General features: G+C 68.5%; 35 protein-coding genes and 1 pseudogene. All 36 read right to left on the bottom strand.

The window, feature by feature from the left end:
• Positions 1 to 106: 106 nt before the first annotated feature.
• Positions 107 to 733, bottom strand: a complete 627-nt coding sequence (gene rpsD / locus ACFHWT_RS02445; RefSeq protein WP_123606126.1) for a 30S ribosomal protein S4 — start codon at positions 731 to 733, stop codon at positions 107 to 109.
• A 14-nt stretch (positions 734 to 747) separates the two neighbouring features.
• Positions 748 to 1,155 (bottom strand): 30S ribosomal protein S11, encoded by a 408-nt coding sequence (gene rpsK / locus ACFHWT_RS02450; protein ID WP_007073011.1) that lies wholly within the window; start codon positions 1,153 to 1,155, stop codon positions 748 to 750.
• 61 nt (positions 1,156 to 1,216) lie between these two features.
• Complete coding sequence (rpsM, locus tag ACFHWT_RS02455; protein ID WP_123606127.1) at positions 1,217 to 1,597, bottom strand: 30S ribosomal protein S13; 381 nt, start codon at positions 1,595 to 1,597, stop codon at positions 1,217 to 1,219.
• A gap of 242 nt (positions 1,598 to 1,839) precedes the next feature.
• Positions 1,840 to 1,953, bottom strand: coding sequence for a 50S ribosomal protein L36 (rpmJ, locus tag ACFHWT_RS02460; protein ID WP_012184307.1), 114 nt, complete (start codon positions 1,951 to 1,953; stop codon positions 1,840 to 1,842).
• An 87-nt stretch (positions 1,954 to 2,040) separates the two neighbouring features.
• Positions 2,041 to 2,262 carry a translation initiation factor IF-1 gene (gene infA, locus ACFHWT_RS02465; protein WP_007073013.1) on the bottom strand — a complete coding sequence of 74 codons (222 nt, stop codon included), beginning with the start codon at positions 2,260 to 2,262 and terminating at the stop codon, positions 2,041 to 2,043.
• A 389-nt stretch (positions 2,263 to 2,651) separates the two neighbouring features.
• On the bottom strand, positions 2,652 to 3,230 hold the full coding sequence (locus tag ACFHWT_RS02470) for a DUF1707 SHOCT-like domain-containing protein (RefSeq protein WP_416592954.1): 579 nt from the start codon (positions 3,228 to 3,230) through the stop codon (positions 2,652 to 2,654).
• Between the two features lie 42 nt (positions 3,231 to 3,272).
• The gene (gene map, locus ACFHWT_RS02475) at positions 3,273 to 4,121 is read right to left on the bottom strand and encodes a type I methionyl aminopeptidase (RefSeq protein WP_416592955.1); all 849 of its coding nucleotides are present in this window, start codon (positions 4,119 to 4,121) and stop codon (positions 3,273 to 3,275) included.
• Between the two features lie 6 nt (positions 4,122 to 4,127).
• Positions 4,128 to 4,781: an adenylate kinase gene (locus tag ACFHWT_RS02480; protein ID WP_278173701.1), complete on the bottom strand. Its 654-nt coding sequence runs from the start codon at positions 4,779 to 4,781 to the stop codon at positions 4,128 to 4,130.
• On the bottom strand, positions 4,782 to 6,113 hold the full coding sequence (gene secY / locus ACFHWT_RS02485; protein WP_416592956.1) for a preprotein translocase subunit SecY: 1,332 nt from the start codon (positions 6,111 to 6,113) through the stop codon (positions 4,782 to 4,784).
• Between the two features lie 232 nt (positions 6,114 to 6,345).
• Positions 6,346 to 6,789, bottom strand: coding sequence for a 50S ribosomal protein L15 (rplO, locus tag ACFHWT_RS02490; protein ID WP_416592957.1), 444 nt, complete (start codon positions 6,787 to 6,789; stop codon positions 6,346 to 6,348).
• The gene (gene rpmD / locus ACFHWT_RS02495) at positions 6,789 to 6,971 is read right to left on the bottom strand and encodes a 50S ribosomal protein L30 (protein ID WP_199757998.1); all 183 of its coding nucleotides are present in this window, start codon (positions 6,969 to 6,971) and stop codon (positions 6,789 to 6,791) included. The genes rplO and rpmD overlap by 1 nt, the downstream gene beginning before the upstream one ends.
• Positions 6,972 to 6,999: 28 nt before the next feature.
• Positions 7,000 to 7,614 (bottom strand): 30S ribosomal protein S5, encoded by a 615-nt coding sequence (gene rpsE, locus ACFHWT_RS02500; RefSeq protein WP_123606133.1) that lies wholly within the window; start codon positions 7,612 to 7,614, stop codon positions 7,000 to 7,002.
• A gap of 69 nt (positions 7,615 to 7,683) precedes the next feature.
• Positions 7,684 to 8,079 carry a 50S ribosomal protein L18 gene (gene rplR, locus ACFHWT_RS02505; protein ID WP_123606134.1) on the bottom strand — a complete coding sequence of 132 codons (396 nt, stop codon included), beginning with the start codon at positions 8,077 to 8,079 and terminating at the stop codon, positions 7,684 to 7,686.
• A 52-nt stretch (positions 8,080 to 8,131) separates the two neighbouring features.
• A complete protein-coding gene (gene rplF / locus ACFHWT_RS02510) occupies positions 8,132 to 8,674 on the bottom strand; it encodes a 50S ribosomal protein L6 (RefSeq protein WP_282233529.1) in 543 nt (180 codons plus the stop codon).
• Between the two features lie 17 nt (positions 8,675 to 8,691).
• Entirely contained in the window at positions 8,692 to 9,099 is a 408-nt protein-coding gene (gene rpsH, locus ACFHWT_RS02515) for a 30S ribosomal protein S8 (RefSeq protein WP_123606136.1), read from the bottom strand.
• Between the two features lie 78 nt (positions 9,100 to 9,177).
• Positions 9,178 to 9,363 (bottom strand): type Z 30S ribosomal protein S14, encoded by a 186-nt coding sequence (locus ACFHWT_RS02520; RefSeq protein WP_007465272.1) that lies wholly within the window; start codon positions 9,361 to 9,363, stop codon positions 9,178 to 9,180.
• A gap of 3 nt (positions 9,364 to 9,366) precedes the next feature.
• Positions 9,367 to 9,936: a 50S ribosomal protein L5 gene (gene rplE, locus ACFHWT_RS02525; protein WP_278173693.1), complete on the bottom strand. Its 570-nt coding sequence runs from the start codon at positions 9,934 to 9,936 to the stop codon at positions 9,367 to 9,369.
• Positions 9,936 to 10,256 (bottom strand): 50S ribosomal protein L24, encoded by a 321-nt coding sequence (gene rplX / locus ACFHWT_RS02530; protein WP_123606138.1) that lies wholly within the window; start codon positions 10,254 to 10,256, stop codon positions 9,936 to 9,938. The genes rplE and rplX overlap by 1 nt, the downstream gene beginning before the upstream one ends.
• The gene (rplN, locus tag ACFHWT_RS02535) at positions 10,253 to 10,621 is read right to left on the bottom strand and encodes a 50S ribosomal protein L14 (RefSeq protein WP_123606139.1); all 369 of its coding nucleotides are present in this window, start codon (positions 10,619 to 10,621) and stop codon (positions 10,253 to 10,255) included. Before rplN ends, rplX begins: the two co-directional genes overlap by 4 nt.
• Before the next feature lie 131 nt (positions 10,622 to 10,752).
• Positions 10,753 to 11,043 (bottom strand): 30S ribosomal protein S17, encoded by a 291-nt coding sequence (gene rpsQ, locus ACFHWT_RS02540; protein ID WP_123606140.1) that lies wholly within the window; start codon positions 11,041 to 11,043, stop codon positions 10,753 to 10,755.
• On the bottom strand, positions 11,040 to 11,276 hold the full coding sequence (rpmC, locus tag ACFHWT_RS02545) for a 50S ribosomal protein L29 (RefSeq protein WP_278173689.1): 237 nt from the start codon (positions 11,274 to 11,276) through the stop codon (positions 11,040 to 11,042). The genes rpsQ and rpmC overlap by 4 nt, the downstream gene beginning before the upstream one ends.
• Positions 11,276 to 11,701: a 50S ribosomal protein L16 gene (rplP, locus tag ACFHWT_RS02550; RefSeq protein WP_416592958.1), complete on the bottom strand. Its 426-nt coding sequence runs from the start codon at positions 11,699 to 11,701 to the stop codon at positions 11,276 to 11,278. The genes rpmC and rplP overlap by 1 nt, the downstream gene beginning before the upstream one ends.
• Positions 11,702 to 11,704: 3 nt before the next feature.
• Positions 11,705 to 12,571, bottom strand: a complete 867-nt coding sequence (gene rpsC / locus ACFHWT_RS02555; RefSeq protein WP_278173687.1) for a 30S ribosomal protein S3 — start codon at positions 12,569 to 12,571, stop codon at positions 11,705 to 11,707.
• A 98-nt stretch (positions 12,572 to 12,669) separates the two neighbouring features.
• Positions 12,670 to 13,128, bottom strand: a pseudogene (gene rplV, locus ACFHWT_RS02560) (50S ribosomal protein L22); the annotation flags it as partial.
• A 37-nt stretch (positions 13,129 to 13,165) separates the two neighbouring features.
• The gene (rpsS, locus tag ACFHWT_RS02565) at positions 13,166 to 13,447 is read right to left on the bottom strand and encodes a 30S ribosomal protein S19 (protein WP_123606145.1); all 282 of its coding nucleotides are present in this window, start codon (positions 13,445 to 13,447) and stop codon (positions 13,166 to 13,168) included.
• A 17-nt stretch (positions 13,448 to 13,464) separates the two neighbouring features.
• Positions 13,465 to 14,304, bottom strand: a complete 840-nt coding sequence (gene rplB / locus ACFHWT_RS02570) for a 50S ribosomal protein L2 (RefSeq protein ID WP_278173683.1) — start codon at positions 14,302 to 14,304, stop codon at positions 13,465 to 13,467.
• A gap of 12 nt (positions 14,305 to 14,316) precedes the next feature.
• A complete protein-coding gene (gene rplW / locus ACFHWT_RS02575) occupies positions 14,317 to 14,619 on the bottom strand; it encodes a 50S ribosomal protein L23 (protein WP_278173680.1) in 303 nt (100 codons plus the stop codon).
• Entirely contained in the window at positions 14,616 to 15,275 is a 660-nt protein-coding gene (gene rplD / locus ACFHWT_RS02580; protein WP_416592959.1) for a 50S ribosomal protein L4, read from the bottom strand. The genes rplW and rplD overlap by 4 nt, the downstream gene beginning before the upstream one ends.
• Positions 15,272 to 15,937 carry a 50S ribosomal protein L3 gene (gene rplC / locus ACFHWT_RS02585; RefSeq protein WP_278173677.1) on the bottom strand — a complete coding sequence of 222 codons (666 nt, stop codon included), beginning with the start codon at positions 15,935 to 15,937 and terminating at the stop codon, positions 15,272 to 15,274. The genes rplD and rplC overlap by 4 nt, the downstream gene beginning before the upstream one ends.
• 10 nt (positions 15,938 to 15,947) lie before the next feature.
• Complete coding sequence (rpsJ, locus tag ACFHWT_RS02590) at positions 15,948 to 16,256, bottom strand: 30S ribosomal protein S10 (RefSeq protein ID WP_007073037.1); 309 nt, start codon at positions 16,254 to 16,256, stop codon at positions 15,948 to 15,950.
• Positions 16,257 to 16,663: 407 nt separating this feature from the next.
• Positions 16,664 to 17,857 (bottom strand): elongation factor Tu, encoded by a 1,194-nt coding sequence (tuf, locus tag ACFHWT_RS02595; RefSeq protein WP_281551894.1) that lies wholly within the window; start codon positions 17,855 to 17,857, stop codon positions 16,664 to 16,666.
• A 187-nt stretch (positions 17,858 to 18,044) separates the two neighbouring features.
• Positions 18,045 to 20,141, bottom strand: a complete 2,097-nt coding sequence (gene fusA, locus ACFHWT_RS02600) for an elongation factor G (protein ID WP_416592960.1) — start codon at positions 20,139 to 20,141, stop codon at positions 18,045 to 18,047.
• Positions 20,142 to 20,208: 67 nt separating this feature from the next.
• Positions 20,209 to 20,679, bottom strand: a complete 471-nt coding sequence (gene rpsG, locus ACFHWT_RS02605; RefSeq protein ID WP_278112081.1) for a 30S ribosomal protein S7 — start codon at positions 20,677 to 20,679, stop codon at positions 20,209 to 20,211.
• Between the two features lies 1 nt (position 20,680).
• Entirely contained in the window at positions 20,681 to 21,055 is a 375-nt protein-coding gene (gene rpsL, locus ACFHWT_RS02610; protein WP_123606153.1) for a 30S ribosomal protein S12, read from the bottom strand.
• Positions 21,056 to 21,538: 483 nt separating this feature from the next.
• The gene (locus tag ACFHWT_RS02615; protein ID WP_416593148.1) at positions 21,539 to 21,922 is read right to left on the bottom strand and encodes a hypothetical protein; all 384 of its coding nucleotides are present in this window, start codon (positions 21,920 to 21,922) and stop codon (positions 21,539 to 21,541) included.
• Between the two features lie 151 nt (positions 21,923 to 22,073).
• Entirely contained in the window at positions 22,074 to 22,439 is a 366-nt protein-coding gene (locus tag ACFHWT_RS02620) for a hypothetical protein (RefSeq protein WP_416592961.1), read from the bottom strand.
• Positions 22,440 to 22,444: the final 5 nt, after the last annotated feature.

A 22,444-nucleotide genomic window follows, 5' to 3' on the forward strand; every position in this document is an offset into this window, starting at 1 on the left:
CGACCGCTATATGACGCCCGTCGGTCCTGCGCCCGTCGACGGGGGCCGGGCCGGCACCGTACGTCGGTGACGCCGGTCGACCGCGACCCCCGTCGACGGGGGTGGCTCACTTCGAGTAGAGCTCGACGATCAGCTGCTCCTGAACCTGCGTGTCGATCGTCTGACGCGCCGGCATGGAGTGCACGAGGATCTTCATCTGGCTGGGGATCGCCTCCAGCCAGGCCGGGACGGTCTTGGAACCGGCCTCGCCCTGGGCGACCAGGAACGGGGTCAGCTCCTTCGACTTCGTCCGCACCTCGACGATGTCGTGCTCCTTGACGCGGAACGAGGGGATGTCGACCTTCTTGCCGTTGACCATGAAGTGCCCGTGCTTGACCAGCTGGCGCGCCATGTCCCGGGACTTGGCGTAGCCAGCCCGGTACACGACGTTGTCGAGCCGGGACTCCAGGATCTGCAGCAGCACCTCACCGGTCTTCGCCTGCTTGGCCACTGCTTCCTCGTAGTAGCCGCGGAACTGCTTCTCCAGCACGCCGTACACCCGGCGGGCCTTCTGCTTCTCCCGCAGCTGGAGGAGGTACTCGGTCTCCTTGGTCCGACCACGGCCGTGCTGGCCGGGCGGGAAGGGCCGGGATTCGAACGGGCACTTCGGCCCATCGCACTTGCTGCCCTTGAGGAACAGCTTCATCTTCTCCCGCCGGCAACGGCGGCAGTCAGCACCCGTGTAACGAGCCATCTCTTCCTACCCTCTCAGACCCGGCGACGCTTCGGCGGACGGCACCCGTTGTGCGGCTGCGGCGTGACATCGGAGATCTGCCCGACCTCCAGGCCGACGGCCTGCAACGAACGGATGGCGGTCTCCCGGCCGGAGCCAGGGCCCTTGACGAAGACGTCGACCTTGCGCATGCCGTGCTCCATCGCCCGCCGGGCGGCGGCCTCGGCGGCCAGCTGCGCGGCGAACGGCGTCGACTTGCGGGAGCCCTTGAACCCGACCTGGCCGGCGGAGGCCCAGGAGATCACCGCACCGGTCGGGTCGGTGATCGAGACGATGGTGTTGTTGAAGGTGCTCTTGATGTGCGCCTGCCCGTGGGCGACGTTCTTGCGTTCCTTGCGCCGGACCTTCTTGACAGCGGCTCCAGCGCGAGCCTTCGGTGGCATAAGTTTTCTGCGCTCCTATTGAACGATCGAGGTATCCGGGCGAGCCCGGCGGCGGCCAGGACTACTTCTTGCCCGGCTTCTTCTTGCCGGCGACGGTCCGCTTCGGGCCCTTGCGGGTCCGGGCGTTGGTCCGGGTGCGCTGGCCGTGCACGGGCAACCCGCGGCGGTGCCGGATGCCCTCGTAGCAGCCGATCTCCACCTTGCGGCGGATGTCTGCGGCAACCTCCCGACGCAGATCACCCTCGACCTTGAAGCTGGCCTCGATGTGATCCCGGAGCTGGACCAGCTCCTCGTCGGTGAGGTCCCGGACCCGCTTGTTCGGGTCGATGCCAGTCGCGGCAAGCGTGGCGATCGAACGGGTCCGGCCGATCCCGAAGATGTAGGTGAGCGCGATCTCCATCCGCTTCTCGCGGGGCAGATCCACGCCGACTAGACGTGCCATGTGCGGGCGTACTCCTCAAGTGGTGTGCACGGAGGTCTGAGCCCGCCCCACCCCGGCTGCCCTCGCCGACCACCCAGCTGGGTAGGCCGGCATGCCGGGCCCCGGCCTCCGACCGGGGGTTGCGCCGCGGACACGACGACGTGGTCGCCGGGTGCTCGCGGCTGGGACGAGCATGTGCTGTTGTGCGATCGGCTACCTGAACCGCCCCGTCGCCGGCCCGGCTCCTGCCGGTCGGCTCGGGGTCAGCCCTGGCGCTGCTTGTGCCGGGGGTCGGTGCAGATCACCATCACCCGGCCGTGCCGGCGGATCACCCGGCACTTGTTGCAGATCCTCTTGACGCTCGGCTTGACCTTCACGGTGTGCCTTACTTCCGTTGACGCCCGGCCGCGTACGCGGTGCGGGCTTGAGGACGGACACGGGACGCCCCGGCCGCCGTCAGGCGGTTACTTGTAGCGATAGACGATGCGCCCGCGGGTGAGGTCGTACGGCGAAAGCTCGACGACGACCCGGTCCTCGGGCAGGATGCGGATGTAGTGCTGCCGCATCTTGCCGCTGATGTGAGCCAGCACCTTGTGGCCGTTGGCGAGCTCCACCCGGAACATGGCGTTCGGTAGTGGCTCGATCACTCGACCTTCGATCTCGATGGCCCCGTCTTTTTTCGGCATGTCCTCCGCTGTCCTGACGTCGGTTGCTCGGGATCGGCTCACAACACCATTCGCGGACGGACCCGTCCGGCCTGCCGACCGTACCGATTCGACCGCGCCAGCCGCGGCTCCAGACGTCTGACGACGAGCTCGGCCCGGGTCACGGAAACCCAGGCGACACCCGATCAGACACGGCCTGCCGAAGCGCAGAGCAGGCACGCTGGAGTGGACGCTGTGCGCCGACCTATCAGTGTACGCGGGTTGTCACGCGGACAGCAAACCACGCGCTGCCGTAGGTCAGCATACCCGACAAAGCAGCAGGAGCCGGGAGTTTACCGGCGACCCGCCGGGCGCTGAACGGCTGCTGAACGGCCCTGCGCTGCACGGCCGGGGGGCTGAATGGCCGGGGGCTACCCGTGGCCCGGGGCCGGCCCGCCGGCCCCGCCGGACTCATGCACGATCCGGTTACGCTCCGCTTTCTCCTGCTTGGCCAGCTGCCGCCGGGCCTGCTTGGCCGCCCACTGCTGCGGCTCGCCCTTGACCAGGCCCAGCACGCTGGTCACCAGCAGCACCGCACCCCACGGGCCGGCCACCCAGCCCGGCCAGAAGTACAGCAGATCCTGAGTCATGACGCAGGTCACCACCCAGATCGCGATGGTGATCCCGACCGCCGTCCCGTACCCCTCCCACTCCTTGACCAGCCACCGGCGGGTCGCACCGGGATAGCGGCCGTCCGGGCCGGGAGTCAACTCGGCGGGCAGCCCGCCCGTGACGACCGGCGCCAGCTGCGAGCGTCCGGCAGCGGTCACCGGCGGCAGGTCGTCGAGCAGGCCGTCCAGATCACCGTACGTCTTCGCCGCGTAGGCCCGCCGCAACCGCTCGTCGAACTCGGCAAGGTCCAGTCGCCCCTCGCTCAGCGCGTTACGCAACCGCTCGGCTACCGCCTCCCGGTCGGCGTCGGCCGCCCGCATCCCTTCCCGCCGGTCCATGGCTACCAGCTTGACATCCTGGCGCCAGCCCGGCCACAGCGGTCAGCGTCGAGAATTGGCCGGCTGACGGGCGGTCACCAGATCGCCGAGCCGGGAACGGCCGCCGTCCGGCTCGGTCAGCACCCAGACACCGTCCGGCAGCAGCGCCATCGAATGCTCGACGTGCACCGCCATCGACCCGTCCCGGGTCACCACCGTCCAGCCGTCGGCGAGCTCGTCGGTGCGGGCCGACCCTTCGGTGATCATCGGCTCGATGGCCAGCGCCATCCCCGGGACCAGGCGCGGGCCCTTGCCCGGCCGGCCGTAGTTGAGCACATGCGGGTCCTGGTGCATCTCGGTGCCGATCCCGTGACCCCCGTAGCCCTCGACGATGCCGTACCGGCCGCCCGCCCGGATCGCCCGTTCCACCGCGTACGAGATGTCGGTGAGCCGGCCGCGGCCGCTGACCGCACCGCGCGCAGCGGCGGCGATCCCGGCCCACAGCGCGTCCTCGGCGACGGTGATCATCCGCAGCAGTTCCGGACGCACCTCCCCGACCGGCGCGGTAAAGGCCGCGTCGCCGTGCCAGCCGTCCAGCACGGCACCGCAGTCGACCGAGATGACGTCGCCGTCGCGCAGCACCTGCCCAGCGGCCGGGATCGCGTGCACCACCTGCTCGTTGACCGAGGAACAGATGGTCGCCGGGTAGCCGTGGTAGCCCTTGAACGACGGGACCGCGCCGGCGTCGCGGATCGTCTCCGCGGCGATGGCGTCCAGGTCCGCGGTGGAGACGCCGGGGGCGATCGCCGCCCGCATCCGGGCCAAGGCGTCAGCGACCACCAGGCCGGCGGCCCGCATCCGGTCGATCTGCTCCGGGGTCTTCAGCTGGATGTCCAGCTGCTGGCGGCGCATCGGCCGCTACCCGCCGTACGAACGCAGGGCGTCGATCGCGCGTACCGTGACGTCCTCGACCGGCCCGGTCGCGTCGATCCCGACCAGCTTGCCCTGGGCGCCGTAGAAATCGACCAGGGGCGCGGTCTTCTCGGCGTACTCCACCAGGCGCTGGGCGATGGTCTCCGGCTTGTCGTCGTCACGCTGGAACAGCTCGGCACCGCACCGGTCGCAGCGGCCCTCGGTCGCCGGCGCGTCGAACTCGACGTGCCAGATCTTGCCGCAGCCGCGACAGGTACGCCGACCGGACAGCCGCCGGATCACCTCGTCGTCGTCGACGACGAGCTCCAGCACCAGATCCAGCGCGGTGCCGAGGTCGGCCAGCAGCTTGTCCAGCGCGGCGGCCTGCGGAGTGGTCCGCGGGAAGCCGTCGAGCAGGAAGCCTTCGGCGGCGTCCGGCTCGGCCAGCCGGTCCCGGACCATGTTGATGGTCACCTCGTCCGGAACCAGCTTGCCGGCGTCCATGTATCGCTTGGCCTCGACACCCAGCGGCGTGCCTTGGGAGACGTTGGCCCGGAAGATGTCCCCGGTCGAGATCTTGGGCACGACCAGGTGAGCGGCGATGAACTCGGCCTGGGTCCCCTTCCCCGCCCCGGGGGGACCGACCAGTACCAGCCTCATCTACCGGAGGAACCCTTCGTAGTTGCGCTGCATGAGTTGGCTCTCGATCTGCTTCACGGTTTCCAGACCGACACCGACCATGATGAGCACGGCGGTGCCGCCGAACGGGAAGTTCACGTACTGGTCGCTGTCCAGCCAGATGAAGAAGAAGTTCGGCAGCACAGAGATGATGCCGAGGTAGAGCGCACCGGGGAGGGTGATCCGGCTGAGGATGAAGTCGAGGTACTCGGCCGTGGGCCGGCCCGGCCGGATGCCGGGCACGAAGCCACCGTACTTCTTCATGTTCTCCGCGACCTCGGTCGGGTTGAACGTGATCGACACGTAGAAGTACGTGAAGAAGATGATCATAAAGAAGTACGTGATGATGTAGATCGGGCTGGTCGGGTTCGCCAGGTTGTTCTGGATCCACGCCTGGACCTGACCAGGGTCGTTCGGATCGAAGAACTGCAGCCCGAGCTGCGGCAGGTAGAGCACCGACGAGGCGAAGATCACCGGGATGACCCCGGCCTGGTTGACCTTCAACGGGATGTAGGTCGAGGTGCCGCCGTACATCCGCCGGCCGATCATCCGCTTGGCGTACTGCACCGGGATCCGGCGCTGCGCCTGCTCGATGAAGACCACTGCGGTGATGACCAGCAGGACCAGCACGATCACCAGGCCGAACATGCCCCAGCCGTGGGTGTTCTTGATCGCCCAACCCTCGCTGGGCAGCCGCGCCGCGATCGAGGTGAAAATCAGCACCGACATGCCGTTGCCGACGCCCCGGTCGGTGATCAGCTCGCCGAGCCACATCACCATGCCGGTGCCGGCGGTCATCGTGATGACCAGCACGCTGAGCGTCAGCCAGGTCGGCAGGCCGGTCCCGTCCGGGATGATCGGCCACTGGTCGCACTGGTTGTTGAACAGCTGGCCGGAGCGGGCCAGCGCGACGAACGCCGAGGCCTGCAGGATGCCCAGGCCCAGGGTCAGGTAACGGGTGTACTGGGTGATCTTGGCCTGGCCGGACTGCCCCTCCTTGCGGAGCTGCTCCAACCGTGGGATGACCACGGTGAGCAGCTGCAGGATGATCGACGCGGTGATGTAGGGCATGATGCCCAGCGCGAAGACGGACAGGGACAGCAACGCACCGCCGGAGAAGAGGTTCAGCAGGGTGAAGACCCCGCTGGAGTCCCCGGACTCCATGGCGGTGATGCACTGCTGCACGTTGCCGTACGACACGCCTGGGCTCGGCAGCGTGGCGCCGAGCCGGTAGATCGCGACGATGAAGACCGTGAACAGCAGCTTCTTGCGCAGGTCAGGCGTGCGGAACGCACTGAGAAAGGCGGAGAGCAACTTCTTCCTCCTGCGCGAGGCGGCCGCCGGATGTTCTGGCGGGTCGGGGTGGGTGCGGAGCGCCCGATATCCATGGCTGGCATCGGACTCTAACAGTCCGGCGTCGGTCTGGGCAGGCGTGCCCTAGAACATACACCGGTCCCGATATTAACGGGACAGAGGCTTCACCAGTAGGCCGTGGCGCCCGTCAGTCGCGGACAACTGAGCGAGCGCCACGTCCAAGCTGGGGTGTTCAGAGCTCGGTGACCGAGCCGCCAGCTGCGGTGATCTTCTCCTTGGCCGACCCGCTGAACGCGTGCGCCGACACCTGGAGAGACACACCACCGAGGTCGCCGCTGCCCAGCACCTTGACCGGCTGGCCCTTGCGGACCGCACCGGACTCGGTCAACTGCTGGGGACCGACCTCACCACCGTTCGGGAAGAGTTCCGCCAACCGGTCCAGGTTGACCACCTGGTAGACGACCTTGAACCGGTTCTTGAAGCCCTTCAGCTTCGGCAGACGCATGTGGATGGGCATCTGCCCACCCTCGAACGCCGCCGGGATGTTCTTGCGGGCCTTGGAGCCCTTGGTGCCCCGACCGGCGGTCTTGCCCTTGGAGCCCTCACCGCGGCCCACCCGGGTCTTCGCGGTCTTGGCCCCCGGCGCCGGCCGGAGGTGGTGGACCTTGATCGCCATTACTCGACCTCCTCGACCTTCACGAGGTGGTTCACGGTGAAGATCATGCCCCGGATCTCGGGCCGGTCCTCCTTGACCACCACGTCGTTGATCCGCTTCAGACCGAGCGACCGCAGCGACTCCCGCTGGTTGCGCTTGGTCCCGATCCCGGACCGGACCTGGGTCACCTTCAGACGTGCCATCACAGCCGCCCTCCGTTCATCTTCGCTGTCACGCCCCTGCGCCCGCGCGGGACGCGAGCATCGCGGCTGGGGCCACGTCCTCGACCGGCAGGCCACGCCGGGTGGCGACCGCCTCCGGCGACTCCAGGCTCTTCAGCGCGGCGACCGTGGCGTGCACGATGTTGATCGGGTTCGACGAGCCGAGGCTCTTGGAGAGCACGTCGTGGATGCCCGCGCACTCCAGCACCGCACGCACCGGGCCACCGGCGATCACACCCGTACCGGCGCTCGCCGGCTTCAGCAGGACCACGCCGGCGGCGTCCTCGCCCTGCACCGGGTGCGGGATCGACGCGGCGATCCGGGGCACCTTGAAGAAGTGCTTCTTGGCCTCCTCGACACCCTTGGCGATCGCCGCCGGCACCTCCTTGGCCTTGCCGTAACCCACGCCGACCGTGCCGTCACCGTCGCCGACGATCACCAGAGCGGTGAAGCTGAACCGCCGACCGCCCTTCACGACCTTGGCGACCCGGTTGATCGCGACGACGCGTTCCAGGTGTGGGGTCTTCTCGACGGGCGCGTTGCCGCGACCGCCCTCACGGCGGTTGTCGCGGCGACCACCTTCGTTGCCACCGGACCCGCCGCCACGACGCTGTTGACCTGGCATCAGCAGCCTTCCTTCCTACTCGTGACGGGGTTTGCTTCGATTTGCGTCTGAACAGGCATCAGACGACCGCTAGAACTCGAGTCCGGCTTCGCGGGCGGCGTCGGCCAGCGCGGCGATCCGCCCCGCGTACCGGTTGCCCCCACGGTCGAACACGACCTTGGAGATACCTGCCGCCTTGGCCCGCTCGGCGAGCAGCGCGCCCACCTTGCCGGCCAGTTCGCTCTTGGCACCCGCGGTACCCCGCAGCGACGCGTCCATGGTCGACGCGGACACCAGGGTGTGACCCTTGGTGTCGTCGACGATCTGGGCGACCATGTGCTTCAGGGAACGGGTGACCACCAGGCGCGGCCGCTGCGCGGTCCCGCTGAGGTTCTTGCGCACCCGGAAGTGCCGGCGCGCCCGCCCGATGGCACGCCGCGCGGAGACGCTGCCGCCCGCCCGACGCTTCAACAGTGTGGCGCTCATCGGAACCCGCCTCCGTTCGCGACTGCGGGGCTCGCAAGCTCGCTCCTCGCGCTCACTTCTTACCTGCCTTTCCGGCCTTGCGGCGGATGACCTCGCCCTGGTACTTCACGCCCTTGCCCTTGTACGGCTCCGGCGGGCGGATCTTCCGGATGTTGGCGGCGACCTCACCGACCTGCCACTTGTTGATCCCGGCCACGTGGAACAGCGTCGGCCGCTCCACGGTGAAGGTGATCCCCTCCGGGGCCGGCACCAGCACCGGGTGCGAGAACCCGAGCGCGAACTCCAGGTCCTTGCCCTTGGCGGTGACCCGGTAACCCGTACCCGCGATCTCCAGGGTCTTGCGGTAACCGTCGGTCACCCCGATGACCATGTTCGACACCAGGGTACGGCTCAGCCCGTGCAGTTCCTTGGCCTGACGCTCGTCGTTGGCCCGGTTGATCTGAAGCTGACCGTCCTCGGCCCGCTCAACGGTGATCGACTCGGGCAGGACGTGCGACAGCTCGCCCTTGGGGCCCTTGACCGTGATGGTCTGGCCATCGATCTTGACATCGACGCCGGCCGGCACCGGGATCGACTTACGTCCAATACGCGACATTGTTACCAGTCTCCCGATTACCAGACGAAGGCGAGGACTTCCCCGCCCACGCTCCGCTTACGGGCCTGCCGGTCGGTGAGCAGCCCCTGGGACGTCGAAATGATCGCCACGCCCAGGCCGCCGAGCACTCGGGGCAGCTCATCCGACTTGGCGTACACCCGCAGACCCGGCTTGGACACGCGCTTGATCCCGGCGAGGCTGCGCTCCCGGTTCTGGCCGTACTTCAAATCGACCACCAGCCGCCGGCCGACGGCACCCTCCGCGGGGTCCTCGACCTGCCAGGTCGAGATGTAACCCTCGGCCTTGAGGACCTCGGCGATGTTCGCCTTGACCTTCGAGTACGGCATCGTCACCCGGTCGTGGTACGCCTGGTTGGCGTTGCGCAGACGGGTCAGCATGTCTGCGATCGGGTCGGTCATCGTCATGGGTCTCGTCAACCTTTCTCGCCGGGGTTCCCGGTGGCCGTGCCGCCGGGCCTACGGCGAAGACCTGTCAAGGTGGGGTTACCAGGAAGCCTTGGACACGCCGGGCAGCTCACCGCGGTGCGCCATCTCCCGGATGCAGACCCGGCAGAGGCCGAACTTGCGGTAGACCGCCTTGGGCCGCCCGCACCGCTGGCAACGGGTGTACGCGCGCACCGAGAACTTCGGCTTCGCGGCGGCCTTGATGATCAGCGCCTTCTTGGCCATAGCTCAGTTCTCCTTGAACGGGAAGCCCAGGAGCTTGAGCAGCGCCCGGCCCTCGTCGTCGGTCTTGGCGGTGGTCACCACCGTGATGTCCATGCCCCGGGTGCGGTCGATCCGGTCCTGGTCGATCTCGTGGAACACCGACTGCTCGGTGAGCCCGAAGGTGTAGTTGCCGTTGCCGTCGAGCTTGCGACCGTCCAGCCCGCGGAAGTCCCGGATTCGGGGCAGCGCGATGGACAGCAGCCGGTCCAGGAACTCCCACATCCGGTCACCGCGCAGGGTGACCTTCGCGCCGATCGGCATCCCCTCGCGGAGCTTGAACTGCGCGATCGACTTGGTCGCCCGACGCACCTGCGGCTTCTGACCGGTGATGGTGGCCAGGTCACGCATGGCACCGTCGATCAGCTTGGCGTCCCGGGCGGCCTCGCCGACACCCATGTTCACGACGATCTTGACGAGCCCCGGAACCTGCATCGGGTTCGCGTACTGGAACTGCTCACGCAGCTGCGCGATGGTCTCCTCGCGGTACCGCTGCTTGAGGCGCGGCGCCGGCCTGGTCTGGGTAGCGGTGGTCATCACAGGTCCTTACCGTTGCTACGCGCGATTCGCACCTTCTGGCCGCTGTCGTCGAACCGGTAACCGACCCGGGTCGGCTTGCCGTCGGAGTCGAGCACCTGCACGTTCGAGACGTGGATCGGAGCTTCCTGGGTGACGATGCCACCGGTCTGTCCGCCGCGCTGGGTGGTCTGGATGCGGGTGTGCTTCTTGATCCGGTTCACGCCTTCGACGAGGACCTTGTCCTGCCGTGGGTAGGCCGCGATGACCTTGCCCTTGGCACCCTTGTCCTTACCGGCGATGACGACGACCGTGTCGCCCTTCTTCACCTTCACGGTCACAGCACCTCCGGCGCCAAAGAAATGATCTTCATGAACCGCTTGTCCCGCAGCTCACGCCCGACCGGGCCGAAGATGCGGGTACCGCGCGGGTCCCCACCGTCCTTGATGATGACGGCAGCGTTCTCGTCGAAGCGGATGTACGACCCGTCCGGCCGCCGCTTCTCCTTCGCGGTCCGGACCACGACGGCCTTCACCACGTCGCCCTTCTTCACGCCGGCGCCGGGAATCGCGTCCTTGACCGTCCCGACGATCACGTCGCCGATGCCTGCGTAGCGCCGACCGGAGCCACCGAGCACCCGGATGCACAGGATCTCCCGGGCACCCGTGTTGTCGGCGACACGCAGTCGCGACTCCTGCTGGATCACGTCTATCTCCTATGTCTGCCAGTCCTCCGGTCACCCGGAGCTTGGAAGAACCTGGTCCGCGCTACGCGCGGGCTGCCATCCGGACCCGACCGACCCGAACGCCGCGCGACGGCGGCGGACGGGTCGCCCGGCTACTTCGCCTTCTCGAGGATCTCGACGACCCGCCACCGCTTGGTGGCGGACAGCGGCCGGGTCTCCATCAGCAGCACCCGGTCACCGACCCCGCACGCGTTCTGCTCGTCGTGTGCCTTCAGCTTGCTGGTACGGCGCATGACCTTGCCGTACAGCCGGTGCTTGACCCGGTCCTCGACCTCGACGACGACGGTCTTTTCCATCTTGTCGCTGACCACGAGCCCTTCGCGAACCTTGCGGCGGGCCCGGACGACCGTTGCGCCCTGCTCGGGGGCGGTGTTCTCACTCATGATGCAGCCACCTCAGTCGGCGCGGCGGAGAGTCCCAACTCACGCTCACGCATGATCGTGTAGATCCGGGCGATCTCCCGACGGATGACCTGCAGCCGGCGGTTGTTGTCCAGCTGACCGGTCGCGGCCTGCACGCGGAGGTTGAACAGCTCCGCCTTGGCCTCCCGCAGCTTCGTGACCAGCTCCTCCTCGGAGAGTTCACGCAGCTCGGCGGCCGAAACGCCCGCTGCCATCAGCTTTCACCCACTTCGCGCGTCACGATGCGGCACTTCATCGGGAGCTTGTGGATCGCACGACGCATCGCCTCACGCGCGATCTGCTCGTTCGGGAAGGACATCTCGAAGAGCACCCGTCCCGGCTTGATGTTGGCGACCCACCACTCGGGCGAGCCCTTACCGGACCCCATCCGGGTCTCGGCCGGCTTCTTGGTCAGCGCATGGTCGGGGAAGACCGTGATCCAGACCTTGCCACCACGCTTGATGTGGCGGGTCATGGCGATACGGGCCGACTCGATCTGACGGTTGGTCACATACGCCGGCTCGAGCGCCTGGATACCGAACTCGCCGAACACCACCCGGGTGCCGCCCTTGGCGGCGCCGGTACGGCTCGGGTGATGCGGCTTGCGGAAGCCCTTCGGGGGCTTGCGCGGGATCAGCATCTGTCAGCCCTCCTGCGCTGAGCTGTCCGCTCCGGCCGAAGCGGCCGGAGTGGCCGGCGCGGCATCAGCCGGCGCGGCACTGCTGGTCGTGGTCGACGGGCCACCGGAGATCTCCGCGGCGGCCGCCCGGCCGGCCTCGGTGCCACCGGCGGTCGTCCCGCTGGAGCCGGAACGCCCGCGACGGGGCCGGTCCGGCCGCTCCCGGCGGGGACGGCTGGGCGCCTCGGCCGGAGCCTCCCGCCCCGGGACCGCGTCGCCCTTGTAGATCCACACCTTGACGCCGATGCGACCAAAGGTGGTCCGGGCCTCGAAGAAGCCGTACTCGATGTTGGCCCGCAGCGTGTGCAGCGGCACCCGACCCTCGCGGTAGAACTCGGTACGGCTCATCTCCGCACCGCCGAGCCGGCCGGAGACCTGCACCCGGATACCCTTGACGATCGGGTTCTTCATCGCCGACTGCATGGCCTTGCGCATCGCCCGCCGGAAGCTGACCCGGCTGGCCAGCTGCTCGGCGACGCCCTGCGCGACCAGCTGTGCGTCCGACTCGGGGCTCTTCACCTCGAGGATGTTCAGCTGCACCTGCTTGCCGGTGAGCTTCTCCAGCTTGCCCCGGATCCGGTCCGCCTCGGCGCCTTTGCGGCCGATGACGATGCCCGGGCGGGCGGTGTGGATGTCGACCCGGACCCGGTCACGGGTCCGCTCGATGTCCACCTTGGAGATACCGGCCCGCTCGAGACCGCTGGACATCATCCGGCGGATCTTGACGTCCTCGGCGATGTAGTCCTTGTACAGCTTGTCCGCGTACCAGCGCGACTTCCAGTCGGTCGAGATGCCGAGCCGGAACCCGTGCGGGTGAACTTTCTGACCCATTACTCGGCACCCTCCGTGCTGCTCTGCTTGCCGCCGGCCGGCTCGTTCGCGGTCGCGCCGCCCTGCGCCGTGCTCTCGGTCTGCTCCACGGCCGCCGGCTGCGCGTCGGTCGCCGCCGCCGCCTCGGCCGGCTGAGCCTTCTTCGCGGCCTTCGCCGGCTGGGCCTTGGCCGCCCGCCGCGTCGGCTTCGCCGCGGCGACGGCCTCCACCGCGATGGTGATGTGGCAGGTCCGCTTACGGATCCGGTACGCCCGGCCCTGCGCCCGTGGCCGGAACCGCTTCAGCGTCGGACCCTCGTCCACGAACGCCTCGCTGACCAGCAGCGCGTCGGGGTCCAGCTGCTCGTTGTTCTCGGCGTTGGCGATCGCGCTGGCCAGGACCTTGTACACCTGCTCACTGGCGGCCTGCGGCGCGAACTGCAGGACGGTGAGTGCCTCCTTCGCGGGCAGACCGCGGACGAGGTCGACCACCCGACGCGCCTTCATCGGCGAGATGCGCACGTACCGCGCAACCGCCCGCGCGCCCGGAAGCACCGGAGCGTCGCCCTTCACTGGCATCGCTGTAACCCCTTGATCCTCTATCCGTGCCCGCGACTCAGCGCCGACGGCTCTTGCGGTCGTCCTTCTCGTGACCCTTGAAGGTGCGGGTCAGGGCAAACTCGCCGAGCTTGTGCCCGACCATCGACTCGGTGATGAACACCGGGACGTGCTTGCGCCCGTCGTGCACGGCGATCGTGTGCCCGAGCATCTCCGGGGTGATCGTCGAGCGCCGCGACCAGGTCTTGATGACGTTCTTCGAGCCCTTGTCGTTCTGCGTCTCCACCTTCTTCATCAGGTGGTCGTCGACGAACGGGCCCTTCTTCAGGCTGCGAGGCATGTGCTACCAGACTCCTTCTAGCCGCGCTTGCGGGTGGCGTAGCGGCGGCGGACGATCAGCCGGTCACTCGGCTGGCCCTTACGACGGGTCCGGCCCTCCGGCTTGCCCTTCGGGTTCACCGGGTGGCGACCACCGGAGGTCTTGCCCTCACCACCACCGTGCGGGTGGTCGACCGGGTTCATCGCGACGCCACGGACGGTCGGGCGCTTGCCCTTCCACCGCATGCGGCCCGCCTTGCCCCAGTTGATGTTTGACTGGTCGGCGTTGCCGATCTCACCGATGGTGGCCCGGCAGCGCACGTCGACCCGGCGGATCTCGCCGGAGGGCATCCGCAGCGTCGCGTAGGCACCCTCCCGGCCGAGCAGCTGGATGCCGGTACCGGCCGAGCGGGCCAGCTTGGCGCCGCCACCCGGCCGCAGCTCCACACCGTGGATGGTGGAACCGACCGGGATGTTGCGCAGCGGCAGGTTGTTGCCGGGCTTGATGTCGGCCCCGGGACCGGACTCGACGGTGTCGCCCTGCTTCAGGTCCTTCGGCGCGATGATGTAGCGCTTCTCACCGTCGGCGTAGTGCAGCAGCGCGATCCGGGCGGTCCGGTTCGGGTCGTACTCGATGTGCGCGACCTTCGCCGGTACGCCGTCCTTGTCGACCCGCTTGAAGTCGATCAGCCGGTACTGGCGCTTGTGGCCGCCGCCGTGGTGCCGGGCGGTGATCCGGCCGTGCGTGTTCCGACCGCCCTTCTTGGGCAGCGGCACCAGCAGCGACTTCTCCGGCGTGGACCGGGTGATCTCGGCGAAGTCGGCGACGGACGAACCACGGCGGCCCGGCGTCGTCGGCTTGTACTTACGGATTGGCATTGTCTACACCCCTCAGCTGACCGGGCCGCCGAAGGCCTCGATACGGTCACCGTCGGCCAGCTTCACCATCGCCCGCTTGGTCGCCTTGCGCTGACCGAAGCCGGTACGGGTGCGCTTGCGCTTGCCCTCGCGGTTGAGCGTGTTCACGGTCAGCACGCGGACGTCGAAGATCTGCTGGATCGCGATCTTGATCTGGGTCTTGTTGGCGTCCGGGTGGACCAGGAACGTGTACCAGTTCCGGTTGAGCTCGGCGTAGCTCTTCTCCGAGACCACCGGCGCCACGATGATGTCGCGCGGGTCGGCAATCGTGCTCACTTGTCGCCCTCCTCGGTCTGCGCCGGACCACCGAGGAACTCGTCGAGAGCTCCCTTGGTGAAGACCACGTCGTCGGCGACCAGCACGTCGTACGTGTTGAGCTGACCCACCTCGATGAGGTGCACCAGCGGCGTGCTGTTGCGCAGGTTGCGCAGCGACAGCCAGTTGAGCTCGTCGGTCGCGCTCAGCACGACCAGCACCCGCTTGGCGGAGCTGACCTTGCGCAGCGTGGCCAGGGCGCTCTTGGTCGACGGCTTTTCACCGGTGACGAACGCCTCCACGACGTGCAGCTGCCCGGACCGCGCCCGGTCGGAGAGGGCACCGCGCAGCGCGGCGGCCTTCATCTTCTTGGGGGTCCGCTGGCTGTAGTCGCGCGGCACCGGGCCGTGCACCACGCCACCGCCGGCGAACTGCGGCGCGCGGATCGAGCCCTGCCGGGCCCGCCCGGTGCCCTTCTGCTTGTACGGCTTCTTGCCGCCGCCGGCGACCTCGCCGCGGGTCTTGGTCTTGTGGGTGCCCTGCCGCGCGGCGGCGAGCTGGGCGACCACGACCTGGTGCATCAGGGCGATGTTGGCCTGTACGTCGAAGACCTCGCCCGGCAGGTCGACGGTGCCGCTCTTGGCACCCTCGGGGTTGATCACGTCAACGGTGGTCATTTGGCGGCACCGCCCTTCTTCGCCTGCGCCTTCGCCGCGCTGCGGACCAGGATCAGCGCGCCGGCCGGACCCGGGATCGCGCCCTTGACGAGCAGCAGGTTGCTCTCCGGGTCGACCGCCTGCACGGTGAGGTTCTGCACGGTGTAGCGCACGCTGCCCATGCGGCCGGCCATCTTGACGCCCTTGAAGACGCGGCCAGGGGTCGCGCAGGCGCCGATCGAGCCGGGCGAGCGGTGCTTGCGCTCGACACCGTGGCTGGCCCGCAGGCCGTGGAAGCCGTGCCGCTTCATGACACCGGCGAAGCCCTTGCCCTTGGTCCGGCCGGTGACGTCGACCCGGGCACCCGGCTCGAAGGTCTCGACGGTGATCTCCTGGCCCAGCTCGTACTCGCTGGCGTCCGTGGTGCGCAGCTCGACCAGGTGCCGCCGCGGTGCCACGCCGGACTTGGCGAAGTGACCGGATTCCGGCTTGTTCACCTTGCGCGGGTCAACCGCGCCGAACGCGAGCTGAACCGCGGAGTAACCGTCCTTGTCGGCGGTCCGCACCTGGGTCACCACACACGGGCCGGCCTGCACCACCGTCACCGGGACGACCCGGTTGTTGTCCCAGACCTGGGTCATGCCGAGCTTGGCGCCCAGGATGCCCTTCACTTGCCTGTCCATTGTCCGGTCCCTACAGCTTGATCTCGATGTCGACGCCAGCCGGCAGGTCGAGGCGCATCAGCGAATCGACCGTCTTCGGAGTCGGGTCGATGATGTCGATCAGACGCTTGTGCGTGCGCATCTCGAAGTGCTCGCGCGAGTCCTTGTACTTGTGCGGCGAACGGATGACGCAGAAACGGTTGATCTCAGTGGGCAGCGGCACCGGGCCTGCGACCTGAGCGCCGGTGCGCGTCACCGTCTCGACGATCTTCCGCGCCGAGGAGTCCACGACCTCGTGGTCATAGGCCTTGAGCCGGATGCGGATCTTTTGTCCCGCCATGGTGGCTTCTGTTCCTTCTCTCTCCGCCCGCAATGGAGCCCGCTCGCCGGAGCGGATGCCGCCGGTCGGACCCCGGCGCTGCCGTTTCATTTCGGTGTCCGACCCCCGCGGTCGGGCGTGTCGCACCCGCTGACCAGGCTCCGCCCCGGGACTCCGGAGCGATCTGGCCCCACGCGGAGACGATCCCCACCGCTGAGGTCTTGGGCACCGGGCCAGGCCAGCGGCATCACCACCCCGGTCGACGAAACGGCGAAGCCGTACGCTGCCGAAGAGTGCGGATGCCGCGGCGAGTCTGCCCCGGACGCCGTGCGAGGGTGGCTGGCTGCCGGGCAGCCAGCCACCCTACGCGGACGCAACCTGACTAGTATGCCGTACCGAGGTACGGCAAGGCCAATCGGGTTACCAGTTCACTTGATGATCTTGGTGACCCGGCCGGCGCCGACGGTGCGGCCACCCTCCCGGATCGCGAACTTCAGGTTCTCCTCCATGGCGATCGGCTGGATCAGCTTCACGCTCATCGAGGTGTTGTCACCGGGCATGACCATCTCGGTGCCTTCCGGCAACGTGACCACGCCGGTCACGTCGGTGGTCCGGAAGTAGAACTGCGGACGGTAGTTCTGGAAGAACGGGGTGTGCCGGCCGCCCTCCTCCTTGGAGAGGATGTAGACCGTCGCCTCGAACTCCGTGTGCGGGGTGGTGGTACCCGGCTTGATGACCACCATGCCGCGCTCGACGTCCTCGCGCTTGATACCACGCAGCAGCAGACCGACGTTCTCACCGGCCCGCGCCTCGTCGAGCAGCTTGCGGAACATCTCGATACCGGTGCAGGTGGTCTTCATCGACTTCTCACGGATGCCGACGATCTCCACCTCCTCGTTCGGCTTGAGCACGCCACGCTCGGCGCGACCGGTCACCACGGTGCCCCGACCGGTGATCGTGAAGACGTCCTCGATCGGCATCAGGAACGGCTTCTCGGTCTCCCGCTCGGGCTGCGGGATCGCGGTGTCGACCGCGTTCATCAGCTCCATGAGCTTGTCGGACCACTCTTCGTCGCCCTCCAGCGCCTTCAGCGCGGAGACCCGAACCACCGGCAGGTCGTCGCCCGGGTACTCCTGGGCCGACAGCAGCTCACGGACCTCGAGCTCGACCAGCTCGAGCAGCTCCTCGTCGTCGACCATGTCGCTCTTGTTGAGCGCCACGACGATGTACGGGACGCCGACCTGACGGGCCAGCAGCACGTGCTCGCGGGTCTGCGGCATCGGGCCGTCGGTCGCCGCGACCACCAGGATCGCGCCGTCCATCTGCGCGGCACCGGTGATCATGTTCTTGATGTAGTCGGCGTGCCCGGGGCAGTCGACGTGCGCGTAGTGCCGCGCCTCGGTCTGGTACTCGACGTGCGCGATCGAGATCGTGATGCCGCGGGCCTTCTCCTCCGGCGCCTTGTCGATCTCGTCGAACGGCGTGTACGGGTTGAGGTCCGGCATCCTGTCGTGCAGGACCTTGGTGATGGCCGCCGTCAGCGTCGTCTTACCGTGGTCGATGTGACCAATGGTGCCGATGTTGACGTGCGGCTTAGTCCGCTCGAACTTCGCCTTCGCCACTGGTGTCCTCCTGTGGACTTCTTGGTTCGTACGCCCGGCGCGCCGTTCGGCGCTTAGGACTCTGTCGACAGCCTTTCCGGTCCGGTGTCGGCGACCGGGAAGTGCTCGGGTCTTGCGGCGGTCACGCCTTCAGGCCCGGTATGCAGTTCGCCCGAGACGGGCCGGGGAGGGTCATCTCCCCGACCCGTTACTCGCCCGTCGCCTTCGCGATGATCTCCTTCGCCACGCTCTGCGGCACTTCGGCGTAGGAGTCGAACTGCATGCTGTAGCTCGCCCGGCCCTGGGTCTTCGACCGCAGGTCGCCGACGTAGCCGAACATCTCCGACAGTGGCACCAGGGCACGGACGACGCGGGCTCCGCCGCGCTCCTCCATCGCCTGGATGATGCCACGCCGGGAGTTGAGGTCGCCGATGACGTCACCCATGTTCTCCTCGGGAGAGGTGACCTCAACGGCCATCATCGGCTCGAGCAGCGCCGGATCCGCCCGACGGGCGGCTTCCTTGAGCGCCATCGAGCCGGCGATCTTGAACGCCATCTCGGACGAGTCGACCTCGTGGTACTGCCCGTCGACCAGGGTCAGCTTGACCCCGACCAGCGGGAAGCCGGCGAGGATGCCGTACTGCATGGCGTCCTGGGCACCGGCGTCAACCGACGGGATGAACTCCCGCGGCACCCGGCCACCGGTCACCGCGTTGGCGAACTCGTAGGTCGGCGCCTCGTTGTCCAGCGGCAGCGGCTCCAGACTGATGATCACCCGAGCGTACTGGCCGGAACCACCGGTCTGCTTCTTGTGGGTGTACTCGACCTTCTCCACCTTCCGGCGGATGGTCTCCCGGTACGCCACCTGCGGCTTGCCGATGTTGGCCTCGACGTTGAACTCGCGGCGCATCCGGTCGACCAGGATGTCCAGGTGCAGCTCGCCCATGCCGGCGATGACCGTCTGCCCGGTCTCCTCGTCGTTCTTGACGCGGAAGGTCGGGTCCTCCTCGGCCAGCCGCTGGATCGCGGTGGAGAGCTTCTCCTGGTCGGCCTTTGTCTTGGGCTCGATCGCCACCTCGATGACCGGCTCCGGGAACGTCATCGACTCCAGGATGACCGGGTTCGCCGGATCGGACAGGGTGTCGCCGGTGGTGGTCTGCTTCAGGCCCTGGACGGCGATGATGTCGCCGGCGATCGCGGTCGCCCGCTCCTCACGCTTGTTCGCGTGCATCTGGTAGATCTTGCCGATCCGCTCCTTGCGGTCCTTGGTGGAGTTGATCACCTGGGACCCGGAGTCCAGCGTGCCGGAGTAGACCCGTACGTAGGTCAGTTTGCCGAGGTGCCGGTCGGTCTGGATCTTGAACGCGAGGCCGGAGAACGGCTCGGTGGTCGACGGCTTGCGCAGCATCGGCGTCTCGCCGTCCGTCGCGGTGCCCTCGATCGCTGGCACGTCCAGCGGCGACGGCAGGTAGTCGACCACCGCGTCCAGCATCGGCTGGACGCCCTTGTTCTTGAACGCCGAGCCGCACAGCACCGGGTTGCCCTTGTCGGCGAGGGTGGCCCGGCGGACCGCCGCCTTGACCTCCTCGACCGACAACTCCTCACCCTCGAGGTACTTCTCCATGATGGAGTCGTCCACGTCGGCGAGGGTCTCCAGCAGCTTCTCCCGCCACTCGGCGGCCGAGTCGGCGAGGTCGGCCGGGATCTCCTCGACCGCGTAGTCCTCGCCCTTCATCGTCTCACCACGCCAGGTGAGCGCCCGCATCTCGACCAGGTCGACGACGCCGATGTGGCCGCTCTCGAGGCCGATCGGAATCTGCAGCACCAGCGGGGTGGCGTTGAGCCGGTCCACCATCATCTGCACGCAGCGGAAGAAGTCGGCCCCGGTCCGGTCGAGCTTGTTGACGAAGCACATCCGGGGGACCTTGTACTTGTCCGCCTGCCGCCACACGTTCTCGGTCTGCGGCTCCACGCCGGCCACGCCGTCGTAGACCGCGACCGCACCATCGAGCACCCGCAACGACCGCTCGACCTCGACCGTGAAGTCGACGTGGCCCGGCGTGTCGATGATCTGGATCGTGTGGCCCTTCCACTCGCACTTGGTGGCGGCGGAGGTGATGGTGATGCCCCGCTCCTGCTCCTGTTCCATCCAGTCCATGACGGCAGCGCCCTCGTGGACCTCACCGATCTTGTAGGTGATACCGGTGTAGAACAGGATCCGCTCAGTGGTGGTGGTCTTACCGGCATCGATGTGCGCCATGATGCCGATGTTGCGTACCTTGGCGAGCGCGTCTACGGCGGCCACTTCAATCCCTACTTCGTCTCGTCGTCGACTGTGTCTGCGCGGCTATGCCGGCGGGCATGACAGCGGCCTACCAGCGGTAGTGGGCGAAGGCCTTGTTGGACTCCGCCATCTTGTGGGTGTCCTCGCGGCGCTTGACCGCCGCGCCGAGACCGTTGCTCGCGTCCAGCAGCTCGTTCATCAGCCGCTCGATCATCGTCTTCTCCCGGCGGGCCTTGGAGTACTGGACGAGCCAGCGCAGCCCGAGGGTGGTCGCCCGGGACGGGCGGACCTCGACCGGGACCTGGTACGTCGCGCCACCGACCCGGCGGCTGCGGACCTCCAGGGTCGGCTTCACGTTGTCCATGGCGCGCTTGAGGGTGACGACCGGGTCGGTGCCGGACTTCTCCCGGCAGCCCTCCAGGGCGCCGTAGACGATCCGCTCGGCGAGCTGGCGCTTGCCCCGCAGCAGGATCTTGTTGACCAGCTGGGTCACCAGCGGGGAGTTGTACACCGGGTCCGCGACCAAGGGGCGACGCGGAGCAGGGCCCTTACGCGGCATCTCAGCTCTTCTCCTTCTTCGCGCCGTAGCGGCTGCGAGCCTGCTTGCGGTTACGGACACCCTGGGTGTCCAGCGAACCGCGGACGATCTTGTAGCGGACGCCCGGGAGGTCCTTCACCCGGCCGCCGCGCACCAGCACGATGGAGTGCTCCTGCAGGTTGTGGCCGACGCCGGGAATGTAGGCGGTCACCTCGATCTGGCTGCTCAGCTTCACCCGAGCGACCTTGCGCAGCGCGGAGTTCGGCTTCTTGGGGGTGGTGGTGTACACACGGGTGCACACGCCACGACGCTGCGGGCTGCCCTTGAGCGCCGGCGTCTTGGTCTTGCTCGTCTTGTCCTGGCGGCCCTTACGGACCAGCTGCTGGATCGTTGGCACCGGGTTCCTTTGCTCCCTCCGGCCGCACGGGCGGCCGCACTTTTCCTCAGCCGCCCCGCAGGCCGACTCTCCTACACTCCGACCGGCCACCCGCCAGGGCACCGGCACCCGCGGTCGGGCGTGTCGCCCGCGCGCGGACCCGGCCGTCAGCTGTCAACCACCGGGATCTGCACTTCGCCGCTGCGCTGCTCGACGACCATCGACCTGGATCGGGCCGCCGGTCTGGATCGGGCGCACGCACGACTCACCCGGGCAGGCCGGGCACAAGAGGGTAGAGTACCCACCACGCGCGCGCAGGTCAAAACGGCGGCACCGAACTCCTGACCCCGGCTCCGCAATCTCGGAACCCGAACCCCGGACCTCGGATCGGCCGTCTGTCTGCTCCGCCCGCAGCGGACCGCTCCGGTCACCAAGTGTACCGGTTCGCCCGGGTGCCGGCCGGGCGGGCGGCGTACTGGCACTTGCCGGGTGCTCCTGCCGATGTCAGGCGGCGGCCAGCAGGAGCGCGAGGGCGAAACCGAACAGGGTCACCGCCAGGCCCGCCCCGCCGCTACTGATCCCGGCGAGTGCCAGACCGCGGCCGGTGAACCGCACCGCCGGCGGTGGCGCGGTCTGCCGGACCTGACGCAACCCGAGCAGGCCCAGACCGACGGCCCCCGCCCCGAAGGCGACGCCGAGCAGGGTGAACGCCCCGGCGGCCCAACCGCCCCAGCCGCCGTCCGCGCCGGCCAAGCCCAGGCAGCCGACGGCGAGCGACACCAGCGCCGAGATGACCCCGGCGATCAACGACGTCACCGCCAGCCCGGACACCACCGGCCGCACCTCCAGGTGCACCAGCCCGAAACTCGTGCCGGGAACCTGCTCCACCCGCCGGGGGGACAGCCGTCCCTCCGGCGGTGGCGGCGCCACCGGACGGGCGCCGGCCGGCGGCCCGGCCGGCGACATTGCGGTCCCGTACCCCGGGAACTGGGTCACCTGCGTTCCTCCTCGTCCTGCGACCGGTCGGGTGCCGCTGCGGTCAGTCGATGCCGGGGCCGAAGTCCTGCCCGACCGGACCGGTGGCCCAGTCGAAGATGCCGAGCACCAGCGCCAGGGTCAGCGTCACGGCGGCGAGAAGCAGGCCCGTCCAGGCCAGGCGTTCGCCGCGGCGCAGCCAGCCCGCCCCGGTCAGGTAACCCCGCGACGAATACGCCTCCCGGCGCGCCTGGTTGGCCAGCAGCAGCGCCACCACGGCCGGTACGACGCCGCCGACCAGCAGCCCGGTGATCGCCGCGACCAGCCCGAGCGCGAAGACGGCTCCGGCCTTGGTGGACCGCACCGGGTCGGGGTCCGCCGGATGCCGTGGCGTCGGGTGCGCGGCCTGGGGCACCGGGGTCACCTGCACGGTGC

The sequence above is a fragment of the Micromonospora sp. LOL_021 genome (genome assembly GCF_048060215.1).
Lineage (GTDB): Bacteria > Actinomycetota > Actinomycetes > Mycobacteriales > Micromonosporaceae > Micromonospora_E.